Origin of the sequence: Actinomycetospora sp. NBC_00405 (genome assembly GCF_036044095.1) — a bacterium.
GTDB classification, from domain to species: Bacteria; Actinomycetota; Actinomycetes; order Mycobacteriales; family Pseudonocardiaceae; genus Actinomycetospora; species Actinomycetospora callitridis.
Map to the genome: position 1 here is coordinate 860,049 of NZ_CP107938.1, position 22,860 is coordinate 882,908.

Consider the following 22,860-nt stretch of genomic DNA (forward strand, 5'->3'; position numbering starts at 1 on the left):
CTCCGATGATCCTCACCGACGACGAGCAGCGCATGCGCGACGGCGCGGAGGGCCCGGCGGTGGCGGCCGCAATGGACCTGCTGGTGCGCTACGGGCAGGCCCTCGACGCCGAGCGCCTCTGCACCGTCCGCAACGTCGCCGGCACCACCACCCAGCCCTCGCCGGTCAAGGCCCGTCTGGTCGCCGAGGGCGGCTGGGACCGTGCGTTCTCGATCATCAACCTCGACGCGGACGAGACGCTGCCGATCCCGCCGATGGCCGTGCCGACCTGTCAGCTGCAGCAGGGCTTCGGGCCGGACTCGGTGGGCACGGTGCCCTATCCGCCGGAGTTCGTGGAGCTCCAGACCGACGGGGAGGCCTTCGTCGGCGCCCGCGGGGTGTCGGTGCTCGCGACCTGCACGCCCTACCAGGTGGGCAATCTCCCGGTGCGCGGCGAGCACTGCGCGTGGATGGAGTCCTCGGCCGTCGTCTACGCCAACAGCGTGCTCGGCGCCCGCACCAACTGTGAGGGCGGCGCCTCCACCGGCGCCGCGAGCCTCACCGGGCGCATCCCGTGCTGGGGCAACCACCACGACGCCCACCGCTTCGGCACACACCTCGTGCGGGTGGACACGCCGGTCTCCTCGTTCCGGGACTGGGGGCTGCTCGGTTACGCCGTCGGCGACGTCGTGCAGGAGGCCCGCCCGGTGATCACCGGCGACCACGCGCTGCCCGATCTCACCGACCTCAAGCACTTCGGCGCCGCCGCCGCGTCGTCGGGCGGCGTCGAGATGTACCACGTCGTCGGCGTGACCCCCGAGGCCCCGACGGTGACCGCGGCGTTCGGCGGGCGCCGGGTGCCCGAGCCGGTGGTGTTCGGCGAGGCCGAGAAGCGGGCCGCGTACGAACGGCTCAACGACCAGGGCAGCGACACCGACGTCGACTTCGTGCTGCTCGGCTGCCCGCATGCGTCGCTCGACCAGATCCACGACGTCGCCCGGGCCCTCGACGGACGTCGCCTGGCCGACGGCACCCAGCTCTGGATCATGGCGCCGCGGGCGCTCGCGGTGGTCGCCGAGCGCTCCGGCCACACCGCCGTCATCGAGGCCGCCGGCGGACGGGTGCTCACCGACTCCTGCCCGGCCATGTCGCGCGCCGCACCCGTCGGCACCCGGGTGTTCGCCACCGACTCGGCCAAGCAGGCGCACTACCTGCCCGCCATCCTCGGCATCCAGGCGTGGTTCGGCACCACCGCCGAGTGCGTCGACGCCGCGGTCACCGGCCGCTGGCGCGGGGACCTCTCGTGACCGGCCTGCGGCCGGCCCCGGCCCGGGTGGTGCTGCGCGGCCGGACCGTCGTGCCCGGCGTGGTCACCGGCGAGGTGCTGGTCTCGCCGGAGACGATCTCGGGTTGGGGCGGGATCGACCCGGCCACCGGGACGATCACCGAGGCGCGTCACCCCCTCGCCGGGGTCTGCTTCACCGGCCGGATCCTCGTCTTCCCCGGCGCCAAGGGTTCTTCGGGCTGGTCGGGCTTCTTCCAGACCACGCGGCTGCTCGGGACCGCGCCGATCGGGATGGTCTTCGCGGTCACCACGACGAAGGCCGCCCTCGGGGCCGTCGTCACCCGCGTGCCCGCCCTCGCCGACCTCGACGACGACCCGGTCGAAGTGCTGCGCACCGGCGACCGGGTCCGGCTCGACGCGACCGCGGGTGTCGTCGAGCTCGTGGCACGCACCGAGGAGGAGCAGTGAAGGTCGCGGTGATGGGCGCCGACGAGCTCGCGCCCGGCGAGCACCGGGTGGTGCAGGTGGGCCAGCGCTCGATCGGAATCTTCCGGGTGGGCGACGAGTACCACGCGCTCGCCGACCACTGCCCGCACCAGGGCGGGCCCCTCTGCCGGGGCCGCGCCGCGCCGCTCGCCGTGGCCGGCGCGCCCGGTGAGGTCGCGCTCGACCCCGACCGGGTGTTCGTCGCCTGTCCCTGGCACGGCTGGGAGTACGACGTCACCACCGGCCGGTCCTACTTCGGTCCGGGCGAGGCGCCCGTCCGCAGCTACACCACCGAGGTCGTCGCCGTCGACCCGGCCACCGGGCGCGTCCCCGGGCCCTACGTCGCCGACACCTTCGCGGTGACCGTCGAGGACCGCGTGGTCGTCGTCGACACCGCCGCACGTCGCCCCACCGACCCGGAGGAGACCGCATGACCACCGTCTCCGCGCCCGGCACCCACGCCCCCGCCGAGGGGCCGGATCCCGCCGTGCCACGACCCGCGGGCCGTCGCCCCCGCACCCCCGTCGTGGACGCGGACATCCACCCCGCGGTGGTCCCGGCGCGGCTGGCCGTCGAGCTGCCCGCGCCCTGGCGGCGGCGCTACGAGCGCTTCGGGGTGCGCGGGGCCCCGCCGCCCGCGATCTACCCGCGGGTGCGCAACGGCGGCATGCGCGCCGACGCCCACCCGTCGTCGGGCCCGCCCGGCAGCGACCTGGGGCTGCTGCGCGAGCAGCTGCTCGACGCCTACGACCTGGTCGCCGGCGTGCTGATCCCGTTGCAGGGCCACACCTGGGGCGCCGAGGAGCCCGCGTACGCCGCCGCCCTGTGCCGCGCGCTCAACGACATCCAGGTCGCCGACTTCCTCGACCCCGAGCCCCGGCTGCGCGCCAGCATCTGCATCCCCCACGAGTCGCCCGAGCACGCCGTCGCCGAGATCGAGCGGCGCGCGGGCGATCCCCGCTTCGTCCAGGTGCTCTTCCCCAGCGGCACGCACCTACCGGTCGCCGACGCCAAGTACCGGCCGGTCTACGCCGCGGCCGCCGCGGCCGGGCTGCCGATCGGGATGCACCTCGGCGGGACCGAGGGCCACCGCGGCGACGGCTGGCCGTCGTTCTACCTCGAGCAGCACGGCTGGTACGGCAACGCGATGGCCATGGCGCTCACCTCGCTCGTCGCCGGCGGGGTGTTCGACGAGCTCCCGGATCTGCGGCTGGTGCTCGTCGAGGGCGGGATCACCTGGCTGCCGTCGCTGCTGTGGGGCCTCGACTCGGGGTGGGCCGCGTTCCGCGACGACGTGCCGGGGCTGCACCGCCCGCCGTCGGAGATCGTCCGCGAGCGCTGCTGGTTCACCACCCAGCCGATCGACGAGCCGGAGAACCTCGCGCACCTCGCGACGACGCTGCGCCACGCCGGCCTGACCGACCGGATCCTGTTCGCCTCGGACTACCCGCACTGGGACTTCGACGACCCGGTGACCGCGCTGCGGGTGCTCCCCGCCGACGTCCGGCGCCCGATCATGGCCCGCAACGCGGCCGCGCTCTACGGCGTCGACCTCCCCGGGGACGCCCCGTGATCGCCGGGGGAGCGGTCGACGCCGACACCCACGTCGCCCCGGCGTCCCTGGCCGACCTCGCGCCGTACCTGCCCGCCTACTGGCGCGACTACGTCGAGGGTGCCGCGCTGCGCCTCGACCCGACGCAGGCCGGCGCCTACCCGCCGGGCGCCGTGACGGTCCCGGCGCCGGCCGACGTGGCGACGCTGCGTACGCAGGTGCTCGACGTGCCCGCCCCCGGCGGGACGCCCGTCGACGTGGCGGTCCTGAGCGCGACCTCCGCGTTCGACGTCAGCCGCAACCCCTACTACGACGCAGCGCTGTGCCGGGCCCTCAACGACTGGGTCACCGCGACGTTCCTCGACCACGACCCCCGGCTGCGCGGCAGCATCGCCGTCCCGTCCGGCGATCCGGAGGCCGCCGTCGAGGAGATCCACCGCCGGGCCGGCGACCCCCGCTTCGTGCAGGTCGTGCTGCCTGTGCGCGGGCACGACCACCGCTACGGGCACCGCCGGTTCCTGCCGGTGTTCGAGGCGATCGCCGAGCACGGCCTCGTCGCCGGGCTGCACGCCTGGGGCCGGGCCGGCTCCGCCGCGACCACCACCGGGTTCACCCACACCTACCTGCAGGACTACCTGGCCCAGGGGCAGATCGCCCAGGGGCATCTGACCAGCCTCGTCGTCGAGGGGGTGCTGGGCCGGCTGCCCGCGCTGCGGGTCGTCGTCGCCGAGTGCGGCTTCTCCTGGCTGCCACCCCTGCTCTGGCGCCTGGACAAGGAGTGGAAGGGCATCTGGCGCGAGGTCCCCTGGGTGACCCGCCCGCCCTCGGAGTACCTGCGCGCGCAGGTCCGCCTCACCTCGACCCCGGCCCACCTGCCGGCCGACCCGGACGAGCTCGCCGAGGCCCTCGAGATCCTCGACCCGGCCTCGCTCGTCCTCTACGCCGGCGATCACCCCCACGTCCACGGGGACGGCACGGAGCGCCTGCTGGCCGCGCTCGGTCCGGCCGACCGTGCCGCGGTCCTCGGCGGGACCGCGAGGACCTTCCTGCTCGAGCGGGGCGCTCCGGCCCCACCGCCCGGGACCCGTTCGTCCACGACCCGACCGCACCGTCGCGAGGAGGCTCCCCGATGACCCCCATCCGAGCTCGACGAGGACGGGTGTTGCGCCTGCTCGCCGTGGTGCTCGCCGCGTGCGCGGTGGTCACCGCCTGCGGCGGCGGCGACACCACCGACGACGGCCGCCAGCGCATGACGTTCCTGAACATCCTGCCGCTGGAGTCGCTGTCCTACTCCGCCGAGCTGATCGCGGACACGCAGGGGTTCTTCGCCGCGCGGGGACTCGACGTGACCTTCGAGACCACCCAGGGCTCGGCGCCGGCCATCCAGACCGTGCTCGCCGGATCGGCCGAGGTGACCCGGATCGGCGACATCGAGACGATGATCGCGGCCGGCAGCCGGAACGCCCCGCTGGTCGCCTTCGGCGAGGTCATCCACCGCGGCACCATCCGCATGGTCTCCGCGGCCGACGACCCGATCACCCAGGCGGGGCAGTTCCGCGGCAAGCTCGTCGGCACCCCGTCGGAGGGCGGCACCAGCTCCATCACCCTGGACCTCGTGGCCGGTTCGGCGGGGGTGCCGCCCGCCGAGGTCCGCCGCCAGGTCGTCGGGCTCGCCCCCGGGGTGTTCGACCTGCTCACCTCCGGGCGCATCGACGCCTACATCGTCTCGCTGGACACGTCCGTGCAGCTGCAGCGCACACGGCCCGAGGCCGTGGTCTTCGATCCGAACGACGCGATCAGCGCGGGAGCGCAGGTCTACGCCACGTCCCGGGCGACCGCGCAGGACCCGGCGGAGCGGGACAAGCTGCGTCGCTACATGGCCGCCATCGACGACGCCGTGCGGTTCATCGCGGCCGACGAGGCGAACGGTTTCGCGGCCACCATGGCCGCGATCTCGTCGAAGTACCGGGTGCCCGCGCTGGGCGACCCGGCGACGGCGCGGCTGGCGCTCGCGGGCTACGTCGACTCCTACACCGCGGGCGAGACCCCGGTGGGGATCTCCCCACAGCGCTGGCGGCAGACCTACGACGAGATCACGGGCATCGGCCAGCTGCCCCCGGGCCTGGACCCGGCGCAGTGGCTGGACACCGGGATCCCGCCGGCCGGGACCTCCTGAGGCCGGGACCGTGAGCACCGCGAGGACAGGAGCAACCATGACCCAGCAGACCGTGGCCCGGCGGTCGGAGCCCTCTCCGGTGGCGCCCCCCGATCCGGGGCGCGCCGTCGGCCTGCGCGTCACGGGCGTCGACAAGGTCTACCCGACCCGGCGCGGGGAGGTGCATGCCCTCTCGGGGATCGACCTCGACATCGCCGCCGGTGAGTTCGTCTCCCTGGTCGGGCGGTCGGGGTGCGGGAAGACGACCCTGCTGCGGGTGCTCTCGGGGCTGCTCGCGCCCACCACGGGCACGGTCGAGGCCGGTGGGCGCTCCGCGTGGGTGGGCGGACGGCGTGACGATGCCGTGTTCGCCGAGTTCGGCCTGGTCTTCCAGGAGGCCAACCTGTTCCCCTGGTTCACCGTCGTCGACAACGTCGCCCTGCCGCTCAAGCTGCGCGGGGTGTCCCGCGGCGAGCGCCGGGCCCGCGCGCTCGAGCTGTGCGCGACGGTCGGACTCACCGGCTTCGAGGACTCCTACCCGCGCGAGCTCTCGGGCGGCATGCGCCAGCGCGCAGCGATCGCCCGGGCCCTGGCCTGCGACCCGTCGGTCCTGCTCATGGACGAGCCGTTCGGTGCGCTCGACGCGATGACCCGGGACCGGATGAACCTCGAGCTGCAGCAGATCCACGCCGTCTCCGGGGCGACGGTGGTGTTCGTGACGCACTCCATCTCGGAGGCCGTGTTCCTCGCGGACCGCGTCGTGCTGCTGACGCCGCGGCCCGGCCGCATCCGTTCGATCACCCCGGTGGACCTGCCCCGTCCCCGGGAGGCCGAGGTCGAGGCGACCGCCGGGTTCGGCGAGCTCGTCGTCGCGTTGCGCCGCGAGCTGGACCAGGAGGACTGAGCCGTGACGACCATCGAGAGCAGGACCGACGGCGCGGTGTCGGCGGCCGAGCCGACCGGCGAGACGGAGGCGCCCTGGATGCGGCGGCTGCCCTGGGTCTCGGGGCCGATCATGCTGCTCGCCCTCCTCGGGATCTGGCAGTTCACCGTCTCCGTCGTCGGGGTCTCGGAGTTCATCCTCCCCGCCCCGGCCGCCGTGGCGGGCGCGCTCGGCGAGCTGCTCGCGGGCGACGACATCTGGGGCCACATCGGCATCACGCTGCTGGAGGTGGTCGCCGGATTCGGCATCGCCCTGCTGGTGGGGGTCGCCGTCGGGGCGGTGCTCGGCCGTGTCGCCTGGCTGCAGCGGGCGGTGCAGCCGGCGCTGGTCGCCCTGCAGGTCGTGCCGAAGGTCGCCTTCGTGCCGATCTTCGTCATCTGGTTCGGCTTCGGGCCGACCTCGAAGATCGTCATGGCCGCCCTGCTCGCGTTCTTCCCGATCATGCTCAACGTGATGTTGGGCGTGCGCTCGGTCGACAGCGGTCACCGGGACGTCATGCGCGGGCTCGGCGCCGGACGCTGGGCGACGTTTCGCAACATGGAGCTCCCGACGACGCTGCCCTACGTGTTCGCCGGCGCCGAGGTCGCCATCGTCTTCTCGGTGATCGGCGCGATCGTGGGGGAGTACCTCGGCGGCAGCGAGGGCCTCGGCTACCTCGTCGTGTCGAGCCTCAACGCCCTCGACGCGCCACGGCTGTTCGCGGTGATCGTGCTGCTCGCCGTGCTCGGGTCCCTGCTCTACGTCGCGGTCACGACGGTGAAGAAGCTCGTGATCCCCTGGCACGACTCCGTGCGCACGGGCGTCTAACCACCGGCGAGGACGCCGTCGAGCCAGCGGTACAGGCGCTGGTGGAACACCGCACGGCCGGTCATCTCGCAGTGCCCGGTGACGTCGTCGTCGTGGCCGAACTCGACGAACTCGGTGGGGCAGGTGAGGTGGTCGGCGAGCTCCTGCGCGCCCGCGCTGATGTCGTCGCCCGCGGTGCGGCAGACGAACGTCGGGCAGCGCACGAGGTGCTCGCGGCCCTTCATCGAGTACTGCCGTGCGAGCTCGACGTAGGCCATCGGGTCCTCGACGCCGTGCACCCAGAGGTTGCGCCGCAGCGCCCACCCCGCCGACGGCTTCTTCATCGTCGACTCGAGGGCCTTCTCCAGCACCGACAGCATGAGGCGGTTGCCGTCCGGGAGCTGGTGGGCGAGCACCCCGGGCACGCGGGCGATGACGGTGTCGTAGAGGTCGTAGGGCCCGGAGTCGGCGACGCAGGCGGCGAGGCGGTGCTCGCCGCCTGCCGCCCGCGGCGCGGTGTAGCCGCCGAAGCTCCAGCCGATGAGCACGAGCCGCTCGGCGTCCACCTCGGGGCGGGCCACGGCGACGTCGACGACGGGGGAGACGACGTTCTCCCAGTCCGGGCGGAACGGGATCCCCTGGTCGAGGATCACCGAGCCCTGCCCGGGCCCGTCGAAGGCGAGGACGTGGTAGCCGCGCTCGAGCGCCGCGACCGCGTTGGCGAAGTAGAGCTCCTCGACGGTGCCGTCGTAGCCGTTGGTGAGGATGACGGTCGGGCGGGGCGTGTCGTCACCCGCGTCCCCGGCGCGGAAGAAGTAGCCGGGCAGCGTCGTGCCCTCGTAAGGGATCGCGAGGATCTCGGGCGGCGCGTCCAGCAGTGCCGCGCCCGCCCGGAAGGTCTCCGTCTGCTTGTGCGAGCTGCTGCGCAGCCGGTCGTCGACGGGCGTGCCCATGAGGAACAGCCCAGCCGTGCGGTAGTAGTTCGAGGCGCGCAGGTAGGCGTCCCGTGCGCTCACGGAGTCGCCGGCCGCCGTGCTCGCCACTGCCGCCTGCTCGGCGCGCTCGGCGGTGGCGAGCCACTCGCGGTACCAGAGCTCGCCGTCGGTCTTCGTGATCCGCCGGGCGGTCTCCACGCACTCGCCGATCTCCGCGCCGCCCGAGCGGGCGTACGCGAGGGCGCGGACGAACTGGGCGTCGAAGAGGTCGTCGTGCAGGACCAGGGTCACCGGCGGGCTCCGTCTCGCAAGGGCGGTCAGTGATCGATCACCGTAGCCCGGACAGCGCGGTTCCGGATCTCGATCGCCTCCCGCGTGATCGGCCGTTCTGGATCGACCGTCCGGCGAGCTCGGACGGAGCCGCGCCACCGTGCCGCCGGACCGTGTCCTGAGGGCACGGTTCGCGCCAACCCCTCGACGGGTCGATCGCGCTCAGCGGGTCACGGCGTCGGACGCGGTGATCCCCGGGTCGTCGGCGAGGTCGTCGGACGACGTCTCCCGCAGCGAGACGGTGCAGACGATCGTGAGCAGGCAGCACGCCGCGAGGATGATCGCGACGGTGACGGAGCCGCCGCCACCGGCGAGCACCGAGGCGAAGACGACGGGCGCGATGCCCGCGCCGATCCCGGCGATCTGGTAGCCGAGCGACGCGCCGGTGTAGCGGGACCGGGTGGAGAAGAGCTCGGCGTAGAGCGCGGCGAGCGGCCCGTACATCGCGGGGTGCAGGACGCCCTGGCCGATGACCACCGCGAGCGTCAGCAGCAGCACCGCCCCGCTGTCGATCATCGGGAAGAGCAGGAAGGCGAACAGCCCCGTCGCGGCGGCACCGGCGAGCACCACCGGTCGCCGGCCGACGCGGTCGGACAGGGCCGAGAAGCCGATGATCCCGAAGATCGCGACCACCGAGCTGAGGGTGAGCGCGTTGAGCACGGTGGGGCGGGGGAAGCCCGCCTGCACGGCGTAGGAGATGACGAACGTCGTGAGCGTGCCCTGGACGGCGAACGCGGCGAACCCGACGCCGATGGAGAGCACGAGGTTGCGCGGGTGGTGCCGCAGGACGTCCATCAGCGGCGGCGACGCCGGCTTCATCCGCGCGGCGTCCTCGAACACGGGGGTCTCGGCGACGCGGAGGCGGACGAACAGGCCGACGCCGAGCAGCACGACGCTGAGCAGGAACGGGATGCGCCAGCCCCAGGCGAGGAACGCCGCCTCGCCGGTGAAGGAGGCCGAGGCCGCCAGCACGAGGCTGGAGAGCACCAGTCCGCTGGGCGCGCCCGCGTTGGTGAAGCTGGCCCAGAGGCCACGCCGCGAGGTGGCGTGCTCGGCGGACATCAGGACCGCGCCGCCCCACTCGCCACCGATCGCGATGCCCTGCACAACGCGCAGCAGCACCAGCAGGATCGGGGCCCAGACCCCGATCTGGGCGTAGGTGGGTAGGAGGCCGATCAGGGTGCTGCCCACGCCCATGATGCTCATGCTCAGCACGAGCATCTTCTTGCGGCCGATCCGGTCGCCGAAGTGACCGAAGATGATGCCGCCCAGCGGCCGGGCGATGTAGCCGGTGGCGAGGGTGCCGAAGCTCGCGACCGTGCCCACCAGCGGGTCGAGGTTCGAGAAGAAGACCTTGTTGAACACGAGCGCCGAGGCCGTCGCGTAGAGCAGGAAGTCGTAGTACTCGATGACGCTACCGAGGTAGCTCGACAGCACGGCTCGGCGGAGCTGTGGCCCCGATCGGTGGGTCTGAGTCATGGCGGGTGCCCTGTCTGCTCGTGGCGGGAGACGGCCGCAGGACCGGCGGAGTATCAAGGAACTTGACGTTAGAGAGCGCCTCCGGAGTGGTCAAGGCCACGTCCCATATCAAGTGTATTGATATGCTGACGCCGTGACCGAACCCGCGACCCGGACCGCCGTCGCCGGCGGCCAGCGCCTGACGTACCTGGTCAAGCGCCTGGAGATGGCCGAGCGGTCGCGGATGGAGGAGGTCCTGCGGCCGCTCGGGATGTCGCTGCAGCAGTACACGGCGCTGTCGCTCCTCGAGCACCGGGGCGGGCTGTCGTCGGCGCAGCTCGCGCGGCGCCACTACGTCACCCCGCAGGCGATGCACCTGCTCGTCACGGCGATGGAGCGTGACGGCCTCATCGCACGTCGCGTCGACGGGGAGAACCGGCGGATCCTGCGGGCCTGGCTCACCGAGCGGGGCGAGGAGGCCCTGGTCGCGTGTCACCGGGCCGTGGACGACGTCGAGGGGCGGATGATCGCCGCGCTCGGTGACGACGAGGCCACGTCCTTCGCCCGGGCCCTCGAGCGGTGCCTCGCCGCGCTCGCCGAGCCCCGCGAGGGGCGCATCCCGCCCGCCACGACTCCGTCCTGACCGCCCTCGCCGGCCGCCACGGCCGGCACCGACCTCCCGTGAGGACACCCTGATGGACCTCGACCAGCTGGACGCCATCGACGTGCACGTCCACGTCGAGCAGGACAGCCACGGCTGCTTCTCCGTCGACCAGGAGCTGCTCGACGCGTCGGCCAAGTACTTCCGGGCCGACCAGGACCGCACGCCGACCGTGGCCGACATCGCCGAGCACTACCGCGCCCGGCGCACCGCCGCGGTCGTGTTCACCGTCGACGCGCCCGCCGGCACCGGGCACGCGCCGCTGTCGAGCGAGGAGATCGCCGACCAGGCCGCCGAGCACCCCGACGTGCTCATCCCGTTCGGCTCGGTGGACCCGCACGCGGGCAAGGCCGCGGTGGCGCGCGCCCGGCGTCTCGTCGACGAGCACGGGGTGCGCGGCTTCAAGTTCCATCCCAGCCTGCAGGCCTTCGAGCCGAACGACGTGCGCTTCTACCCGCTCTACGACGCGATCCAGGAGCTCGGCGTCCCCGCGCTGTTCCACACCGGGCAGACCGGGATCGGTGCGGGCCTGCCCGGGGGACGGGGCATCAAGCTGCGCTACTCCGACCCGATGTTGATCGACGACGTCGCCGCCGACTTCCCGTACCTGACGATCGTGCTCGCGCACCCCTCGGTGCCGTGGCAGGACGAGGCCATCTCGATCGCCACGCACAAGCCCAACGTCTACATCGACCTCTCCGGCTGGTCGCCGAAGTACTTCCCCCCGCAGCTGGTGAAGGCGGCCAACTCGCTGCTGAAGCGCAAGGTGCTGTTCGGCTCCGACTTCCCCGTCCTCACCCCCGACCGGTGGCAGGCCGACTTCGCGAAGCTCGAGATCAAGGACGAGGTGCGGCCGCTGATCCTCAAGGAGAACGCGATGCGCATGCTCGGCCTGGAGCGCTCGGCCTCGTCCTGACCCGGTCCTCGCTCAGACGCCGGCTCTCTCGGCGGCGGGAGCGCGGGCGATCAGCCGGGACGCGGCGAGCGCACCGACACCGGTCAGCAGGGTGATGATCACGAGGTAACCGGACGCCCCGACGATCCCCAGCGGCGACGCCAGCAGCAGCGTGACGATGATCGGGGCGAGCGCACCGCCGACGATCGACCCGAGCTGGTAGCCCACCGAGGCGCCGCTGTAGCGGATGGCGACGGGGTAGCACTCCGCGGCCAGGGCCCCGGACGGTCCCCACATCGGGGCGGACGCCCAGCGCGCACCGGCCACCGCGACGGCGATGAGGAGCAATGACCCGCTCGCGAGCAGCGGCAGGAACGCGGCGGCGACGACGGCGGTGGCCAGGGCCCCGAAGAGGATCGTGCGGCCGTGCCCCCACCGGTCGGACGCGGCGGAGAACCACAGGATGATCGGCACCTCGATCACGGCGACGACCAGGACGATGCCGATGAGCGCGGCCCGCGGCAGCCCGAGCGAGCTGGTGCCGTACTGGATGGAGTACGTGGCGGCCATGTAGCCGATGCCGGTGATCCCGGTGAACATCGCGATCCCGCAGAGCACCTGCGGGAAGTGGTGGCGCAGCACCGACGCCAGCGGCAGGGCCATCGACCCGGACTTCTTGACCGCGACGAACTCCGAGCTCTCCTCGATGCGCAGCCGCACGTAGAGCCCGACGCCGACCAGCAGTGCGCTGAGCAGGAACGGGATGCGCCAGCCCCAGGAGCCGAAGGCCTCGGTGGACATCGAGGCGGCCAGCACGAGGAACATCGCGTTCGAGGCGATCAGACCGATCGGCACCCCGAGCTGGGGGAAGCTGCCGTAGAAGCCGCGCTTGGACTCGGGCGCGTGCTCCACCGAGATGAGCACCGCCCCGCCCCACTCGCCGCCCACCGCGAAGCCCTGCACGAGGCGCAGCACCACGAGCAGGATCGGGGCGAGCGCGCCGATCGTCGCGTAGGTGGGCAGGACGCCGATGAGTGTGGTGGCCACACCCATCGTCACCAGCGTCGTGACGAGCGTGGCCTTGCGGCCGATGCGGTCGCCGAGGTGACCGAAGACCACGCCGCCGATGGGGCGGGCGAGGAACCCGACGGCGAACGTCGCGAACGCCGCGAGCGTGCCGGTGAGCGACGAGACGTTCGGGAAGAACTGCGGCGCGAACACCGTGACGGCGGCGAGGCCGTAGATGTAGAGTCGTACCACTCGATGGACGTGCCCACGAGGCTCGCGAAGGCGACCTTGCGGACCTCGCGCCCCGAGGGTGGTGCGGCGTCGGGCGGGGTGGTGGTCACGGGGCCCTCCTCGGGCATCGGGAGCGGGCGGGCATCAGGTGTCGGGGATCGGGCGGGGGATCGGGCGGGGGATCAGGCGGGCATGCGCGCGGGCCGGCGACCCGGGCGGGCGGCGAGGGCGTGCGAGACGCCGCTCGCGCTGGTGCGCACCAGCGGCGCGAGCACCGACACCGGCGGCGTGCCGCGGTGCGCGACCACCGACAGGGCGGCGACGACCTCGCCCGAGGCGTCCCGGATCGGTGCGGCGACGGAGACGGCGTCCGCGGTGACCTGCCGGTCGCTCACGGCGTAGCCGCGCTCGCGGACCGCGGCGAGCGCCTCACGGATGTGCACGGGGTCGGAGAGCGTCCACGGCGTGTGGCGCAGGAAGGGCCCGGCGAGCACCCGCTCGACGACGTCGGCGGGGGCGTGGGCGAGCAGCACCAGCCCCACGCCGGTGGCGGTGAGCGCGAACCGGCCGCCGACCCGGGTGAGCACCCCGACCGCGCGGGTGCCCGCGAGCCGCTCGACGTAGACGACCTCGTCGTCCTCGCGGACCGCCAGCTGCACGTTCTCGCGGGTCACCTGGCAGAGGTCCTCGAGATAGGGCAGGGCGCGCTCGCGCAGCCCCGGCCCGCGCGGCGCGAGGGCGCCGACCTCCCAGAGCCGCAGCCCGATCTGGTAGCGCCCGGCGCCGTTGCGCTCGACCGCGCCCCAGGCCTCGAGCTCGGCGACGAGCCGGTGCGCGGTGGACAGGGGCACCTCGGCGCGACGGGCGAGCTCGCTGAGCGTCATCGTCGGGCGGTCGTCGGAGAACGCGGCGAGCAGGCCGAGCGCGCGGGCCACCACCGGGCCGGTGCTCGCGCTCCGGGCGGCCGCCAGGGCCGTGGGAGGCGGCGCGGTGGCGGGCGGCGGCGCCGGGTCGGTGACGTCCATGTCAACTCCGGGTGTGCTCGAGGGCGCGTCGGAGTCTGGGGGACGCTCTGTGATCGACCCAACACACGTTTCCGGATGCCGGAAGGGTGGATGGGCTCAGGCGGGGACGAACCGGACCGGCACCGACGCGAAGCCGCGCAGCCAGTTCGACAGGCGCGGGGTGGAGTCGCCCGCCGGCTCGAGCCGTGCGACCCGCCGGGCGAGGGCCCCGAGCAGGGCCTCGGCCTCCATCCGCGCGATCACCTGGCCGACGCAGTTGTGCACGCCGGCGCCGAACGCGGTGTGGCCGGCGGCCCGTCGGTGGAGGTCGAACGCGTCGGGGTCGTCCCAGCGCCGCGGGTCCCGGTTGGCGGCGCCGAGCATGAGCAGGATCTTGGTGTCGGGGGCGACCACGCCGTCACCGACCTCGACCTCGCGGGTGGCGGTGCGGCCGATCACCGGGCTGGGCGTGTGGAACCGCAGCCCCTCCTCGAACGCCGCCCGCGCGAGGCCGGGATCGTCGTGCAGGGCCGCCCACTGCGCCGGCCGCCGCGCCAGCTCGTGGATCACCGACGCGAACGCCAGGATCGTGGTGTCGATCCCCGCGGAGAGGAAGGAGCGCACGAGCAGCGCGGCCTCGTCGGCGGTGATGTCGCCGGAGCCGACGTAGGCGTGGATGGCCGCGCCGATCCCGTCCGGGGACAGGGCCTCGCGGCGCATCTGCCACGCCACGTACTCCCGGGCGCCCTCGCCGCGGCGTTCGGCCTCGTCGCGCAGCACCCCCGGCGGGCCCATCGACTGGAAGTTGAGGTCGGCGTAGGGCAGCAGGTACTCGCGGCCCTCGGGCGCCATGCCGACCGCATCGGGCAGGACCGTCATCGGGAACCGCTCGGCCACGGCGATCGCGGCGTCGACCTCGCCCGCGGCCAGGGCGTCGTCGACGACCTCCTCGGCCGCGGCCGCGAAGCGCTCGGCCAGCCCGGCGAGGGCCCGCGGCTGCAGCACGCGGTTCATCACGCGGCGGGCGCGGGTGTGGGCAGGCGGGTCGGCGTCGAGCAGGACGCTCGGTGGCCGCCACGTCTCGCCGCGCCGGATGTCGGTGAGCCCGGTGCCCGCGGCGGACGACCAGGTCTCCGGGTCGCGGAACGCCGCCGCCACCTCCTCGTGGCGCCCGGTGGCCCACACGCCGTGCGCCGGCAGCCACACGAACGGCGCCGCCTCGCGGATCGCGGCGTCGACCGGCAGCGGGTCGGCGAGCACGTCGAGGGCGAACGGGTCCACGTCGAGCTCCACCACGCCGTCATGACACCACCGCGCGGCCCGGTCGAGACATCGATCTCCCGGATGCCGGGAGGGGTCGTGGCGGGTGGCCGCGGGGCGTCCGCACGCTCGGACGACCACCACCACCGAGGAGCCGTCGTGACCGCCACCCCCAGCCCGCTGCGCGCCGCGCCCGAGACCTTCGCCCGCCGCGAGTGGCCCCGCGCCGCCTGGTACGCCGCCGCCTACGACGTCGAGGTGGGCGCCCACCTGCTCCCGCGCACCGTGGCCGGGGCGTCGCTCGTGCTGTTCCGGACGCCGTCGGGCGAGGCCCGCGCGCTGGAGAACGCGTGCTGGCACCGCCTGCTGCCGCTGTCGGAGGGCAAGCTCCTCGGCGACGAGGTGATGTGCGGCTACCACGGGCTGCGCTACGACGCCGACGGCCGCTGCACGTTCATGCCCTCGCAGAAGACGGTCAACCCGTCGGCCCGCGTGCGCTCCTACCCCGTCGCGGAGCGCCACCGCTTCGTCTGGGTGTGGACCGGCGACCCCGCCGACGCCGACCCGGCGACGATCCCCGACCTGCACTGGAACGACGACCCCGCATGGGCCGGCGACGGCCGGCTCATCCACGTCGACTGCAACTACAAGCTGATCGTCGACAACCTCATGGACCTCACCCACGAGACGTTCGTGCACGGCGGCAGCATCGGGCACCGGTCGGTGGCCGAGTCGCCGTTCGAGGTGACCCACGGCAAGGGCACCGTGACCGTCACCCGCTGGATGATCGACGTGGAGGCGCCGCCGTTCTGGGCGCGACAGCTCGAGTGGCGCGGGGCGCCGGCCGGGAACGTCGACCGTTGGCAGATCATCCACTTCACCCCGCCCGGGACGATCGCCATCGACGTCGGCGTCGCCCCCACGGGCACCGGCGCGCCCGAGGGCGACCGCTCGCAGGGCGTCAACGGGTTCGTGCTCAACACGATGACCCCGGAGTCGCCCAGCTCCACGCACTACTTCTGGGCCTTCGCCCGCAACTACGCCCTGGGCGACCAGCGGATCACCACGCTGCTGCGCGACGGCGTCTCCGGCGTGTTCGCCGAGGACGAGGAGGTGCTCGCCGCCCAGCAGCGCGCCATCGACGCCCACCCGGACAAGGAGTTCTACAACCTCAACATCGACGGCGGCGCGATGTGGGCCCGCCGGATGATCGACCTGATGCTCGCCGCCGAGGACGACTCCTACGCCGAGGCCGGCGCGCGGGCCGAGCGCGACATCGCCGAGCACGACCGCGCCGACCCCGGCGACGGCGCGGAGCGCGAGGTCGCGCGGGCACGGGCGGAGGCCGACCGCGCCCGGAGCGGGTCGTGAGCAGCACCTTCGTCGGCGCCCGGGTCCGCGCGGTGCGGGCCGTGGCCGACGAGGTGCGCCAGGTGGAGCTCGTCCCCGACGACGGCGCCCGCGCCTACCCACCGGGCAGCCACCTGGACCTCGCGCTGGAGATCGACGGGCTCCCCGTGGTGCGGTCGTACTCGGTGGTCGGGGCGGCGCCCGAGGACGGCGCCTACCGGATCGCGGTGAAGCTGCTGCCGGACAGCCGCGGCGGCTCGCGCCGGGTGCACGGGCTCGCGGCGGGCGACCGCCTCGAGCTGCGCCACCCCACCAGCCACTTCGAGCTCGACCCGCGGCGGCCCGGCTACCTGCTCGTCGCCGGCGGCATCGGCATCACCCCACTGGTGGGCATGGCCGAGGTCCTGGCCCGTCAGCAGGATCGGACCGGGGCCCCGGTCCGCCTCGCCTACGCCGGACGCCGGCGCGCGGCGATGCCGTTCGTCGACCACCTGCGCGGTCTCCTCGGCGACGCCGTGGTGACCGCGGCGGGCGAGGACGGCGAGCGGCTCGACCTCGCCGCCGAGATCGCGGCGCTGCACCCCGACGGCGAGGTGTACGTCTGCGGTCCGCCGCGGCTGACCGACGCGGTGCGGGCGTGCTGGGCCGCGCAGGGCCGCCCGGCGCGGCGCCTGCGCACGGAGACCTTCGGGACCGCCGGGCGGCACCCGACCGAGGCGTTCGACGTCGAGGTCCGCGACCACGGTCTGACCGTGCACGTCCCGCGCGACCGCACGCTGCTCGCGGCGCTGCACGACGCCGGGGTGGAGATGGTGTGGGACTGCCTGCGCGGCGAGTGCGGGCTGTGCACGGTCGGCGTGCTCGGCGACGCCCCCGTCGTCGACCACCGCGACGTCTTCCTCGACGCGGCGGAGCAGGAGGACTCGACCCGGCTCTGCGCGTGCGTCTCGCGGGCGGTCGGCGGGCGCCTCACCATCGACACCGGCTTCCGCCCGTGACGGTCGGTCCTGCCGTGGTCAACGTATAGCGCGGGACGGGGCTTGCGGCAAGCCCTCACCGGCGCCGGAGAATCTCCGCCCGCAGGCGGAGCGGGCGGCGAACCGGGGAGCGGTCATGGCGGGAGAGCAGGACACGAGCAGCGGGCCGACCCCGTTCGAGGTCCACGAGCAGGGCGTCCTCCTGCACGGGACCAGGGCGGACCTCGCGGTCGGCGACCTGCTGGTCCCCGGCCGCGAGTCGAACTACGAGGCGGGGCGGATCATGAACCACGTCTACGTGACCGCCACGCTCGACGCCGCGGCCTGGGGCGCCGAGATGGCGCCGGGCGACGGGCCGGCGCGCATCTACCTCGTCGAGCCCACGGGTGAGATCGAGGACGACCCGAACGTCACCGACAAGAAGCTGCCCGGCAACCCCACCCGCTCCTACCGGACCCGCGAGCCCGTCCGGGTCATCGGCGAGCTCGAGGGCTGGACGGGGCACACCGCCGAGCAGCTGCAGGCGATGAAGGACGGCCTCGCCGACCTGCGACGACGGGGAGCCGCGGTCATCTTCGACTGACCGGTGTCCCGGCGTCAGCGCCGGATGAGCCACCGGCTCCGGAACGTCAGGGCCCGTTCGGTGGCCGCGAGGGCCCCGGCGAACCCCACGGCGATCGTCCCGCCGGTGGAGAGGCGGATCGGCGAGGTGAACGTGCCGAGGTGCTGGGCGATCACCGGGCTGTGGGTGACCGTGTCGATGCCCTGCAGGAGCGCGACGGCGCCCGCGGCCAGGAAGACGACGACGGCCACGGCACCGAGGACGGTGCTGGTGCGCGGGAACCGCTCGCCGAACCGGGCGCGCAGGCCCTCCTGGGTCCGCGGGTGGGGGCGCAGCACGTGTTCGGCGCCGTCGTCGGTGACGTGGTGCATGCGCCTGAGCCCGTACTGGCTGGTGGCGACCTCGATGACGCCGCCGGGCACCGTGAAGGTCGCGGGGAGGTTCGCGCGAGCGACCTGCACGCCGTCGCGGTAGAGGGAGGCGGGGCTCCGCGCGGTGGTGCTGTCCGCCGAGTGCCGCACGTCGACCTGGAAGAGGTGGCGGTGCCCGGAGCCGTCCGGGAGCTCGAGAGCGAACAGGGAACGGCCCAGGATCTGCCAGAGGCGGAAGTCCTGGAGCGGGCTGCCGTCGCCGGGCCTGACCCTCGAGAGCTGCCGGCGCCGCCGGTAGGTGGTGAACATGGTCGTCGTCCCGTCGGGTGCGGTCGCTGTCCGCACCACCGTCGACCGTGCCGCCGCGGCACACTCCAGCCCGAGTGGTGCGGCTCACGGGAAGGCGGGCGTCGGGGCCGGGCGGGGACGGAACAGACCACCGATCGCACGTGGAGTTCCTGGTACCGCGTGAGTACGGTCAGGCCGTCCGTCGGGGTGACGCGGCCCACCCAGGGGCCCTGGAAGGGGCCGCCATGACCTCCGCGACGCCCCCTCCGGACAGCGCCGGCGGCCCGCTGGCGGGCGTTACCGTCGTCGACCTGACGTCGACCTTCATGGGGCCGTTCAGCACGATGGTCCTCGCCCAGTTCGGGGCGCGTGTCATCAAGGTCGAGCCGCCGTCGGGGGACATCGTCCGCGGTGTCGGCGACCGGGACGGCGACGGGCTGGGGCCGGTCTTCCTCAACGCCAACATCGGCAAGGAGAGCGTGGTCCTCGACCTGCGCGACCCGCAGGACTACCGCCGGCTCCTGCTCCTCGTCGAGGAGGCCGACGTCGTGGCGCACAACCGGCCACCGGGCTCCGACGAGCGACTCGGCATCGACCACGCGACGCTGCGCCGGGTCAACCCCGGCGTGATCGTCTGCTCCATGCACGGCTACGGCTCCGACGGTCCGTACGGGCCGCAGACCGCCTACGACGACGTCATCCAGGCGGTGTCGGGTCTGGCCGCCACCCAGACCGGACGCGGGGACCCGCAGTTCGTCCGCAGCCCCGTGTCCGACAAGGTGACGGGGCTGCTCGCGACGAGTGCCATCTGCGCCGCGCTCGTCGAGCGTGCCCGGTCGGGTCGCGGGCAGGCCGTGGAGGTCCCGATGTTCGAGACCATGGTCCAGTTCCTGCTGGTCGAGCAGCAGGGCGGCTACGTCTTCGACCCGCCCCGCGGCGAGGCGGGCTACCCCCGCACCGATTCACCCTTCCGCCGCCCCTACCGCACGCGCGACGGGCTGGTGGGCGTGCTGCCCTACACCGACGCGCACTGGCGCGCGCTGTTCGAGGCGCTCGCCGCGCCGGAGCGCGCCGCCGACCCCCGCTTCGCCACCATCTCCGGGCGCAGCCGGCACATCGACGAGCTCTACGAATGGCTGGACGGGCGCCTCGCCACCCTGACCACGGACGAGGCGCTCGACGTCTGCCGGCGCGCGCAGGTGCCGATCGCACCGGTCAACGGGGTCGCGGACCTCTTCGACGACCCCCACCTGGACGCCGTCGACTTCTTCCCCCGCCGCGAGCACCCGCGGCTGGGGACCGTACGGCAGGCGCGATCTCCGGTGCGGTTCTCGCGCAGCGGGTCCGCCGCGGCGACGCACGCCCCGGAGCTCGACAGCCACGGCCCCGGCGTGCGGGCCGACCTGGATCGCCGTGCCCACGAGGGGGGCCGACCGAGGTGACGACGATGGTGCACCGGTGGAGTCGCCTCCTCGCCCTGTTCGCCGCCCTCGGACTCGTCGCCACGGGATGCGCTGCCGAGCGCGAGGGGGCGCCGGAGGCGTACACGCTGGTCGTCGCCGACTCCTTCCCGACCTCGCACCCCTTCTCCCGGGACGGTGCGCGGTTCTTCGTCGATCGCGCCACCGAGCTCTCGGGAGGCCGGCTGCAGTTCGAGTACTACCCGTCGGAGAACCTCGGTGCTGCGCAGGACTTCGTGACCCTCGCCGACGCGGGTGTCATCGACGTCGCGATGATCTCGCCCGGCTACGTCTCGACCCAGCTGCCGCTCTCCGGTGTCGCCGACCTGCCGGGCATGAGCACCGACCCGTGCCGCGCGGCGCTCGCGCTCGAGCCCCTGCTCGCCGAGGGCGGCGTCCTCTGGCGGGCCGACTTCGCGCCGGACGGGCTGCGCCCGCTCGTGGTCGGCGTGGTCACCGGCTACGAGGTCATGACCGGCGGCGGGCGCGTGGTCACCGACCCGGCCGACGTCGTCGGGCTGACCCTGCGCTCGTCCGGCGGCACGATCGACCGCACCGTGCAGGACCTCGGCGCCGCGCCCGTGGCGATGCCGGTGACCGAGCTGTACGAGGCGATCGCGCGGGGGACGGTCGACGGCACCGTGCTGGGGCCGCTCAGCGCCCTGCCCTACCGCCTGGACGAAGCCGCCACCAACTCGACGCTCGGTGCGCAGCTGGGCAGCTTCACGATCACCTACTCGGTCGCGCAGCGGGTCTGGGACGGGCTGCCCCCGGACCTGCGGGGCGTCATGGACCGGGCCGGTCGCGACACGACCCGGCACCTCTGCGGGGAGGTGGCGGCCTACGACGCGCGGGCCCAGCAGCGGCTGCGTGAGGGAGGCCTCGCGTTCCACCAGCTGACGCCGGACGAGACCCGACGGTGGGGCGAGGCCGTCGCTCCCGTCCGCGAGCAGTGGGTCGCCGCCATGGAGCAGATGGGGCTGCCGGGTCGGGTCGCGCTCGACGACCTGCTCGCCTCGCAGCGGGCCGTGTCGGGGATCGCTCGGTGAGCGGTCTCGACGCCGGACTGCGGCGGGTGGAGGACGCGCTCGCCGCGGTCGCCGCGGTCGCCCTGCTGACGCTGGCCGGGCTCGTGGTGCTCGGCGTCGTCCTGCGCTACGTCGTGGGCCAGCCGATCGCCTGGGCGTTCGCGTTCACCACCGACTACCTGCTCGTCGCGGTCTTCTTCCTGGCCCTGCCCTACACGGTGCGCGTGGGCGCCCACGTCCGCATCGACATGCTGTACCGCGCGATGCCGCCGCGGGCGCAGCGCTGGTGCGACGTCGTCGGCGGCGTCCTGGCCGTGCTCTTCGCCGCGGCGCTGACCTGGGGCGGGATGGCGCTGACCACCGGCGCCTGGGCGGGCGGGGACGTCCCGCCGCCGGGCGGCGCAGAGCTGTCCTGGCCGGTCTGGACCTCGACGATCATGGTCCCGCTCGGCGCGGGGGTCCTCCTGGTGCGGCTGCTCCACGACCTCGTGGTCCACCCGACCGAGCCGGCGGGTGAGACCCGGACGGAGCCGCCGGCGACGGAGGCGGGGCACTGATGATCGCCCTCGTCGCCGTCGTCCTGCTGCTCGTCCTGCTGCTCATCCGGGTCCCCGTCGGCTTCGCCATCGGCATCGCCGGCGGCGTGGGCCTGCTCCTGCACGGCGGGTTCCCGGCGTTGATCGGGTTCTTCGAGGTCACCCCCTACACCACCGCGGCGGCCTACACGCTCTCCCCGATCCCGCTGTTCATCCTCATGGCGCAGTTCGTGCTGCACAGCGGGGTGGCGACGAGCCTGTTCGACAGCGCGCGGACCTGGGTCGGACGGACACCGGCGGGCCTCGGAGTGGCCACCACCCTGTCCGGGGCCGTGTTCGCGGCGATCTCGGGGTCGAGCACCGCGGCCGCGGCCACGCTCGCGTCGACGACGGTCCCGGAGATGAGCCGACGGGGCTACGACCCTCGTCTGGCGAACGGTCTGGTGGCGGTCGTGGGCACGCTGGCGGCGATGGTGCCGCCCAGCATCATCCTCGTCTTCTACGCCGTGGTCGCCGAGGAGAGCGTCGGCCAGGTGCTCATCGCGGGATTCGTGCCCGGCGCCCTCGTGGTCGTCGCGCTCGTCGCGACGACCTGGTTGCTGGTCTGGCGTCGTCCCGGCCTGGCGCCGCGCGGGGAGCGGTACCCGCTCGCGACCAAGCTGCGGACGCTGACCGCGATCGGTCCGGTCGCCGTCCTGTTCGTCCTGGTCACGGGCAGCATCTACCTGGGCCTCGCCTCGCCCACCGAGGCGGCGGCGCTGGGGGCGGTCGGCGCCCTCGTCCTCGGGCTGGTCGGCGGCGGCCTCGACCTCGCGGGCATCCGCGCGGCGTTGCGGGAGACGCTGTGCTCCACCGCCATGATCATGCTGATCATCGCGTCGGCGCACATCTTCGGCTACGTGCTCACGCTGAGCCGGGTGACCGGCGACGTCGTCGACGTGATCGCGGGGATCCCGGCGCCCCCGGTCGTCGTGTTCCTCGGTATCGCGGTCGGCTACCTGGTGCTCGGAGCCGTCATGGACCAGATGGCGATCCTCGCGCTGACCGTGCCGATCGTCCTACCGGTGGTCGAGGAGCTCGGCTACGAACCGGTGTGGTTCGGCGTGATGGTGGTGCTGCTCGCCGAGATCGGGCTCGTCTCCCCGCCGCTCGGGCTGAACGTGTTCATCGTGGCCCGCTCGACCGGCGCGCGGACGGAGGACGTCTTCCGCGGGGTGTGGCCGTTCGTCCTGGCCCTGCTGGCCCTCGTCGTGCTCTTCACCCTCGTTCCGGACCTGGTCCTGTGGTTGCCCGAGACGATGACGAACTGACGATCACGGG

The 22,860-nt window shown here is 73.8% G+C and carries 23 protein-coding genes; 17 read left to right on the plus strand and 6 right to left on the minus strand.

The window, feature by feature from the left end:
* Positions 1-5: 5 nt before the first annotated feature.
* Genes OG774_RS04200 through OG774_RS04235 form a run of 8 tightly spaced genes read left to right on the plus strand, consistent with a single transcriptional unit; the run spans position 6 to position 7,207 of the window.
* Complete coding sequence (locus tag OG774_RS04200) at positions 6-1,286, plus strand: aconitase X catalytic domain-containing protein (RefSeq protein ID WP_328306966.1); 1,281 nt, start codon at positions 6-8, stop codon at positions 1,284-1,286.
* Complete coding sequence (locus OG774_RS04205; protein WP_328306968.1) at positions 1,283-1,732, plus strand: aconitase X swivel domain-containing protein; 450 nt, start codon at positions 1,283-1,285, stop codon at positions 1,730-1,732. The genes OG774_RS04200 and OG774_RS04205 overlap by 4 nt, the downstream gene beginning before the upstream one ends.
* The gene (locus tag OG774_RS04210; protein WP_328306970.1) at positions 1,729-2,184 is read left to right on the plus strand and encodes a Rieske (2Fe-2S) protein; all 456 of its coding nucleotides are present in this window, start codon (positions 1,729-1,731) and stop codon (positions 2,182-2,184) included. Before OG774_RS04205 ends, OG774_RS04210 begins: the two co-directional genes overlap by 4 nt.
* Entirely contained in the window at positions 2,181-3,323 is a 1,143-nt protein-coding gene (locus tag OG774_RS04215) for an amidohydrolase family protein (protein ID WP_328306972.1), read from the plus strand. The genes OG774_RS04210 and OG774_RS04215 overlap by 4 nt, the downstream gene beginning before the upstream one ends.
* Positions 3,320-4,435, plus strand: a complete 1,116-nt coding sequence (locus OG774_RS04220; protein ID WP_328306974.1) for an amidohydrolase family protein — start codon at positions 3,320-3,322, stop codon at positions 4,433-4,435. Before OG774_RS04215 ends, OG774_RS04220 begins: the two co-directional genes overlap by 4 nt.
* Positions 4,432-5,478, plus strand: a complete 1,047-nt coding sequence (locus OG774_RS04225) for an ABC transporter substrate-binding protein (RefSeq protein WP_328306977.1) — start codon at positions 4,432-4,434, stop codon at positions 5,476-5,478. Before OG774_RS04220 ends, OG774_RS04225 begins: the two co-directional genes overlap by 4 nt.
* Positions 5,479-5,515: 37 nt before the next feature.
* Complete coding sequence (locus tag OG774_RS04230) at positions 5,516-6,361, plus strand: ABC transporter ATP-binding protein (protein WP_328306979.1); 846 nt, start codon at positions 5,516-5,518, stop codon at positions 6,359-6,361.
* A 3-nt stretch (positions 6,362-6,364) separates the two neighbouring features.
* A complete protein-coding gene (locus OG774_RS04235) occupies positions 6,365-7,207 on the plus strand; it encodes an ABC transporter permease (RefSeq protein WP_328306981.1) in 843 nt (280 codons plus the stop codon).
* On the opposite strand, the gene OG774_RS04240 is transcribed toward OG774_RS04235, so the two are convergent.
* Together OG774_RS04240 and OG774_RS04245 are read right to left on the minus strand one after the other, a co-directional pair.
* Positions 7,204-8,412, minus strand: a complete 1,209-nt coding sequence (locus OG774_RS04240) for an alpha/beta hydrolase family protein (RefSeq protein WP_328306983.1) — start codon at positions 8,410-8,412, stop codon at positions 7,204-7,206. The two genes, OG774_RS04235 and OG774_RS04240, sit on opposite strands and share 4 nt — an antisense overlap.
* A 201-nt stretch (positions 8,413-8,613) precedes the next feature.
* Positions 8,614-9,930 (minus strand): MFS transporter, encoded by a 1,317-nt coding sequence (locus OG774_RS04245; protein WP_328306984.1) that lies wholly within the window; start codon positions 9,928-9,930, stop codon positions 8,614-8,616.
* A 133-nt stretch (positions 9,931-10,063) separates the two neighbouring features.
* On the opposite strand from OG774_RS04245, the gene OG774_RS04250 reads away from it, so the two are divergent.
* Positions 10,064-10,552 (plus strand): MarR family winged helix-turn-helix transcriptional regulator, encoded by a 489-nt coding sequence (locus tag OG774_RS04250; RefSeq protein WP_328306985.1) that lies wholly within the window; start codon positions 10,064-10,066, stop codon positions 10,550-10,552.
* Between the two features lie 52 nt (positions 10,553-10,604).
* Positions 10,605-11,486 (plus strand): 4-hydroxyphenyl-beta-ketoacyl-CoA hydrolase, encoded by an 882-nt coding sequence (gene couO / locus OG774_RS04255; RefSeq protein WP_328306988.1) that lies wholly within the window; start codon positions 10,605-10,607, stop codon positions 11,484-11,486.
* A 12-nt stretch (positions 11,487-11,498) separates the two neighbouring features.
* Here the strand turns inward: couO and OG774_RS04260 are convergent, their stop codons facing one another.
* From OG774_RS04260 to OG774_RS04270, 3 genes are all read right to left on the minus strand, one after another.
* Complete coding sequence (locus tag OG774_RS04260) at positions 11,499-12,725, minus strand: MFS transporter (RefSeq protein WP_328306990.1); 1,227 nt, start codon at positions 12,723-12,725, stop codon at positions 11,499-11,501.
* 161 nt (positions 12,726-12,886) lie between these two features.
* A complete protein-coding gene (locus OG774_RS04265; RefSeq protein ID WP_442873940.1) occupies positions 12,887-13,729 on the minus strand; it encodes an IclR family transcriptional regulator in 843 nt (280 codons plus the stop codon).
* Positions 13,730-13,825: 96 nt separating this feature from the next.
* Positions 13,826-15,004, minus strand: coding sequence for a cytochrome P450 (locus OG774_RS04270; RefSeq protein WP_328306992.1), 1,179 nt, complete (start codon positions 15,002-15,004; stop codon positions 13,826-13,828).
* Positions 15,005-15,127: 123 nt separating this feature from the next.
* Between OG774_RS04270 and OG774_RS04275 the strand changes: the two genes are divergently transcribed.
* The 3 genes from OG774_RS04275 (at position 15,128) to arr (ending at position 17,878) form a co-directional block, all read left to right on the plus strand.
* Positions 15,128-16,339, plus strand: a complete 1,212-nt coding sequence (locus tag OG774_RS04275) for an aromatic ring-hydroxylating dioxygenase subunit alpha (RefSeq protein ID WP_328306994.1) — start codon at positions 15,128-15,130, stop codon at positions 16,337-16,339.
* Complete coding sequence (locus OG774_RS04280; RefSeq protein WP_328306996.1) at positions 16,336-17,316, plus strand: PDR/VanB family oxidoreductase; 981 nt, start codon at positions 16,336-16,338, stop codon at positions 17,314-17,316. The genes OG774_RS04275 and OG774_RS04280 overlap by 4 nt, the downstream gene beginning before the upstream one ends.
* Positions 17,317-17,431: 115 nt before the next feature.
* Positions 17,432-17,878: an NAD(+)--rifampin ADP-ribosyltransferase gene (gene arr, locus OG774_RS04285; RefSeq protein WP_328306998.1), complete on the plus strand. Its 447-nt coding sequence runs from the start codon at positions 17,432-17,434 to the stop codon at positions 17,876-17,878.
* Between the two features lie 14 nt (positions 17,879-17,892).
* Here the strand turns inward: arr and OG774_RS04290 are convergent, their stop codons facing one another.
* Positions 17,893-18,573: a hypothetical protein gene (locus tag OG774_RS04290; protein ID WP_328307000.1), complete on the minus strand. Its 681-nt coding sequence runs from the start codon at positions 18,571-18,573 to the stop codon at positions 17,893-17,895.
* A gap of 188 nt (positions 18,574-18,761) precedes the next feature.
* Here OG774_RS04290 and OG774_RS04295 point away from each other — a divergent pair, with 188 nt between their 5' ends.
* The 4 genes from OG774_RS04295 to OG774_RS04310 are packed head-to-tail and all read left to right on the plus strand — an operon-like array spanning position 18,762 to position 22,850.
* Entirely contained in the window at positions 18,762-19,958 is a 1,197-nt protein-coding gene (locus tag OG774_RS04295; RefSeq protein WP_328307002.1) for a CaiB/BaiF CoA transferase family protein, read from the plus strand.
* A 5-nt stretch (positions 19,959-19,963) separates the two neighbouring features.
* The gene (locus tag OG774_RS04300) at positions 19,964-21,025 is read left to right on the plus strand and encodes a TRAP transporter substrate-binding protein (RefSeq protein WP_328307004.1); all 1,062 of its coding nucleotides are present in this window, start codon (positions 19,964-19,966) and stop codon (positions 21,023-21,025) included.
* Positions 21,022-21,561 (plus strand): TRAP transporter small permease, encoded by a 540-nt coding sequence (locus OG774_RS04305; RefSeq protein WP_328307006.1) that lies wholly within the window; start codon positions 21,022-21,024, stop codon positions 21,559-21,561. Before OG774_RS04300 ends, OG774_RS04305 begins: the two co-directional genes overlap by 4 nt.
* Positions 21,561-22,850: a TRAP transporter large permease gene (locus tag OG774_RS04310; protein ID WP_328307008.1), complete on the plus strand. Its 1,290-nt coding sequence runs from the start codon at positions 21,561-21,563 to the stop codon at positions 22,848-22,850. The genes OG774_RS04305 and OG774_RS04310 overlap by 1 nt, the downstream gene beginning before the upstream one ends.
* Positions 22,851-22,860: the final 10 nt, after the last annotated feature.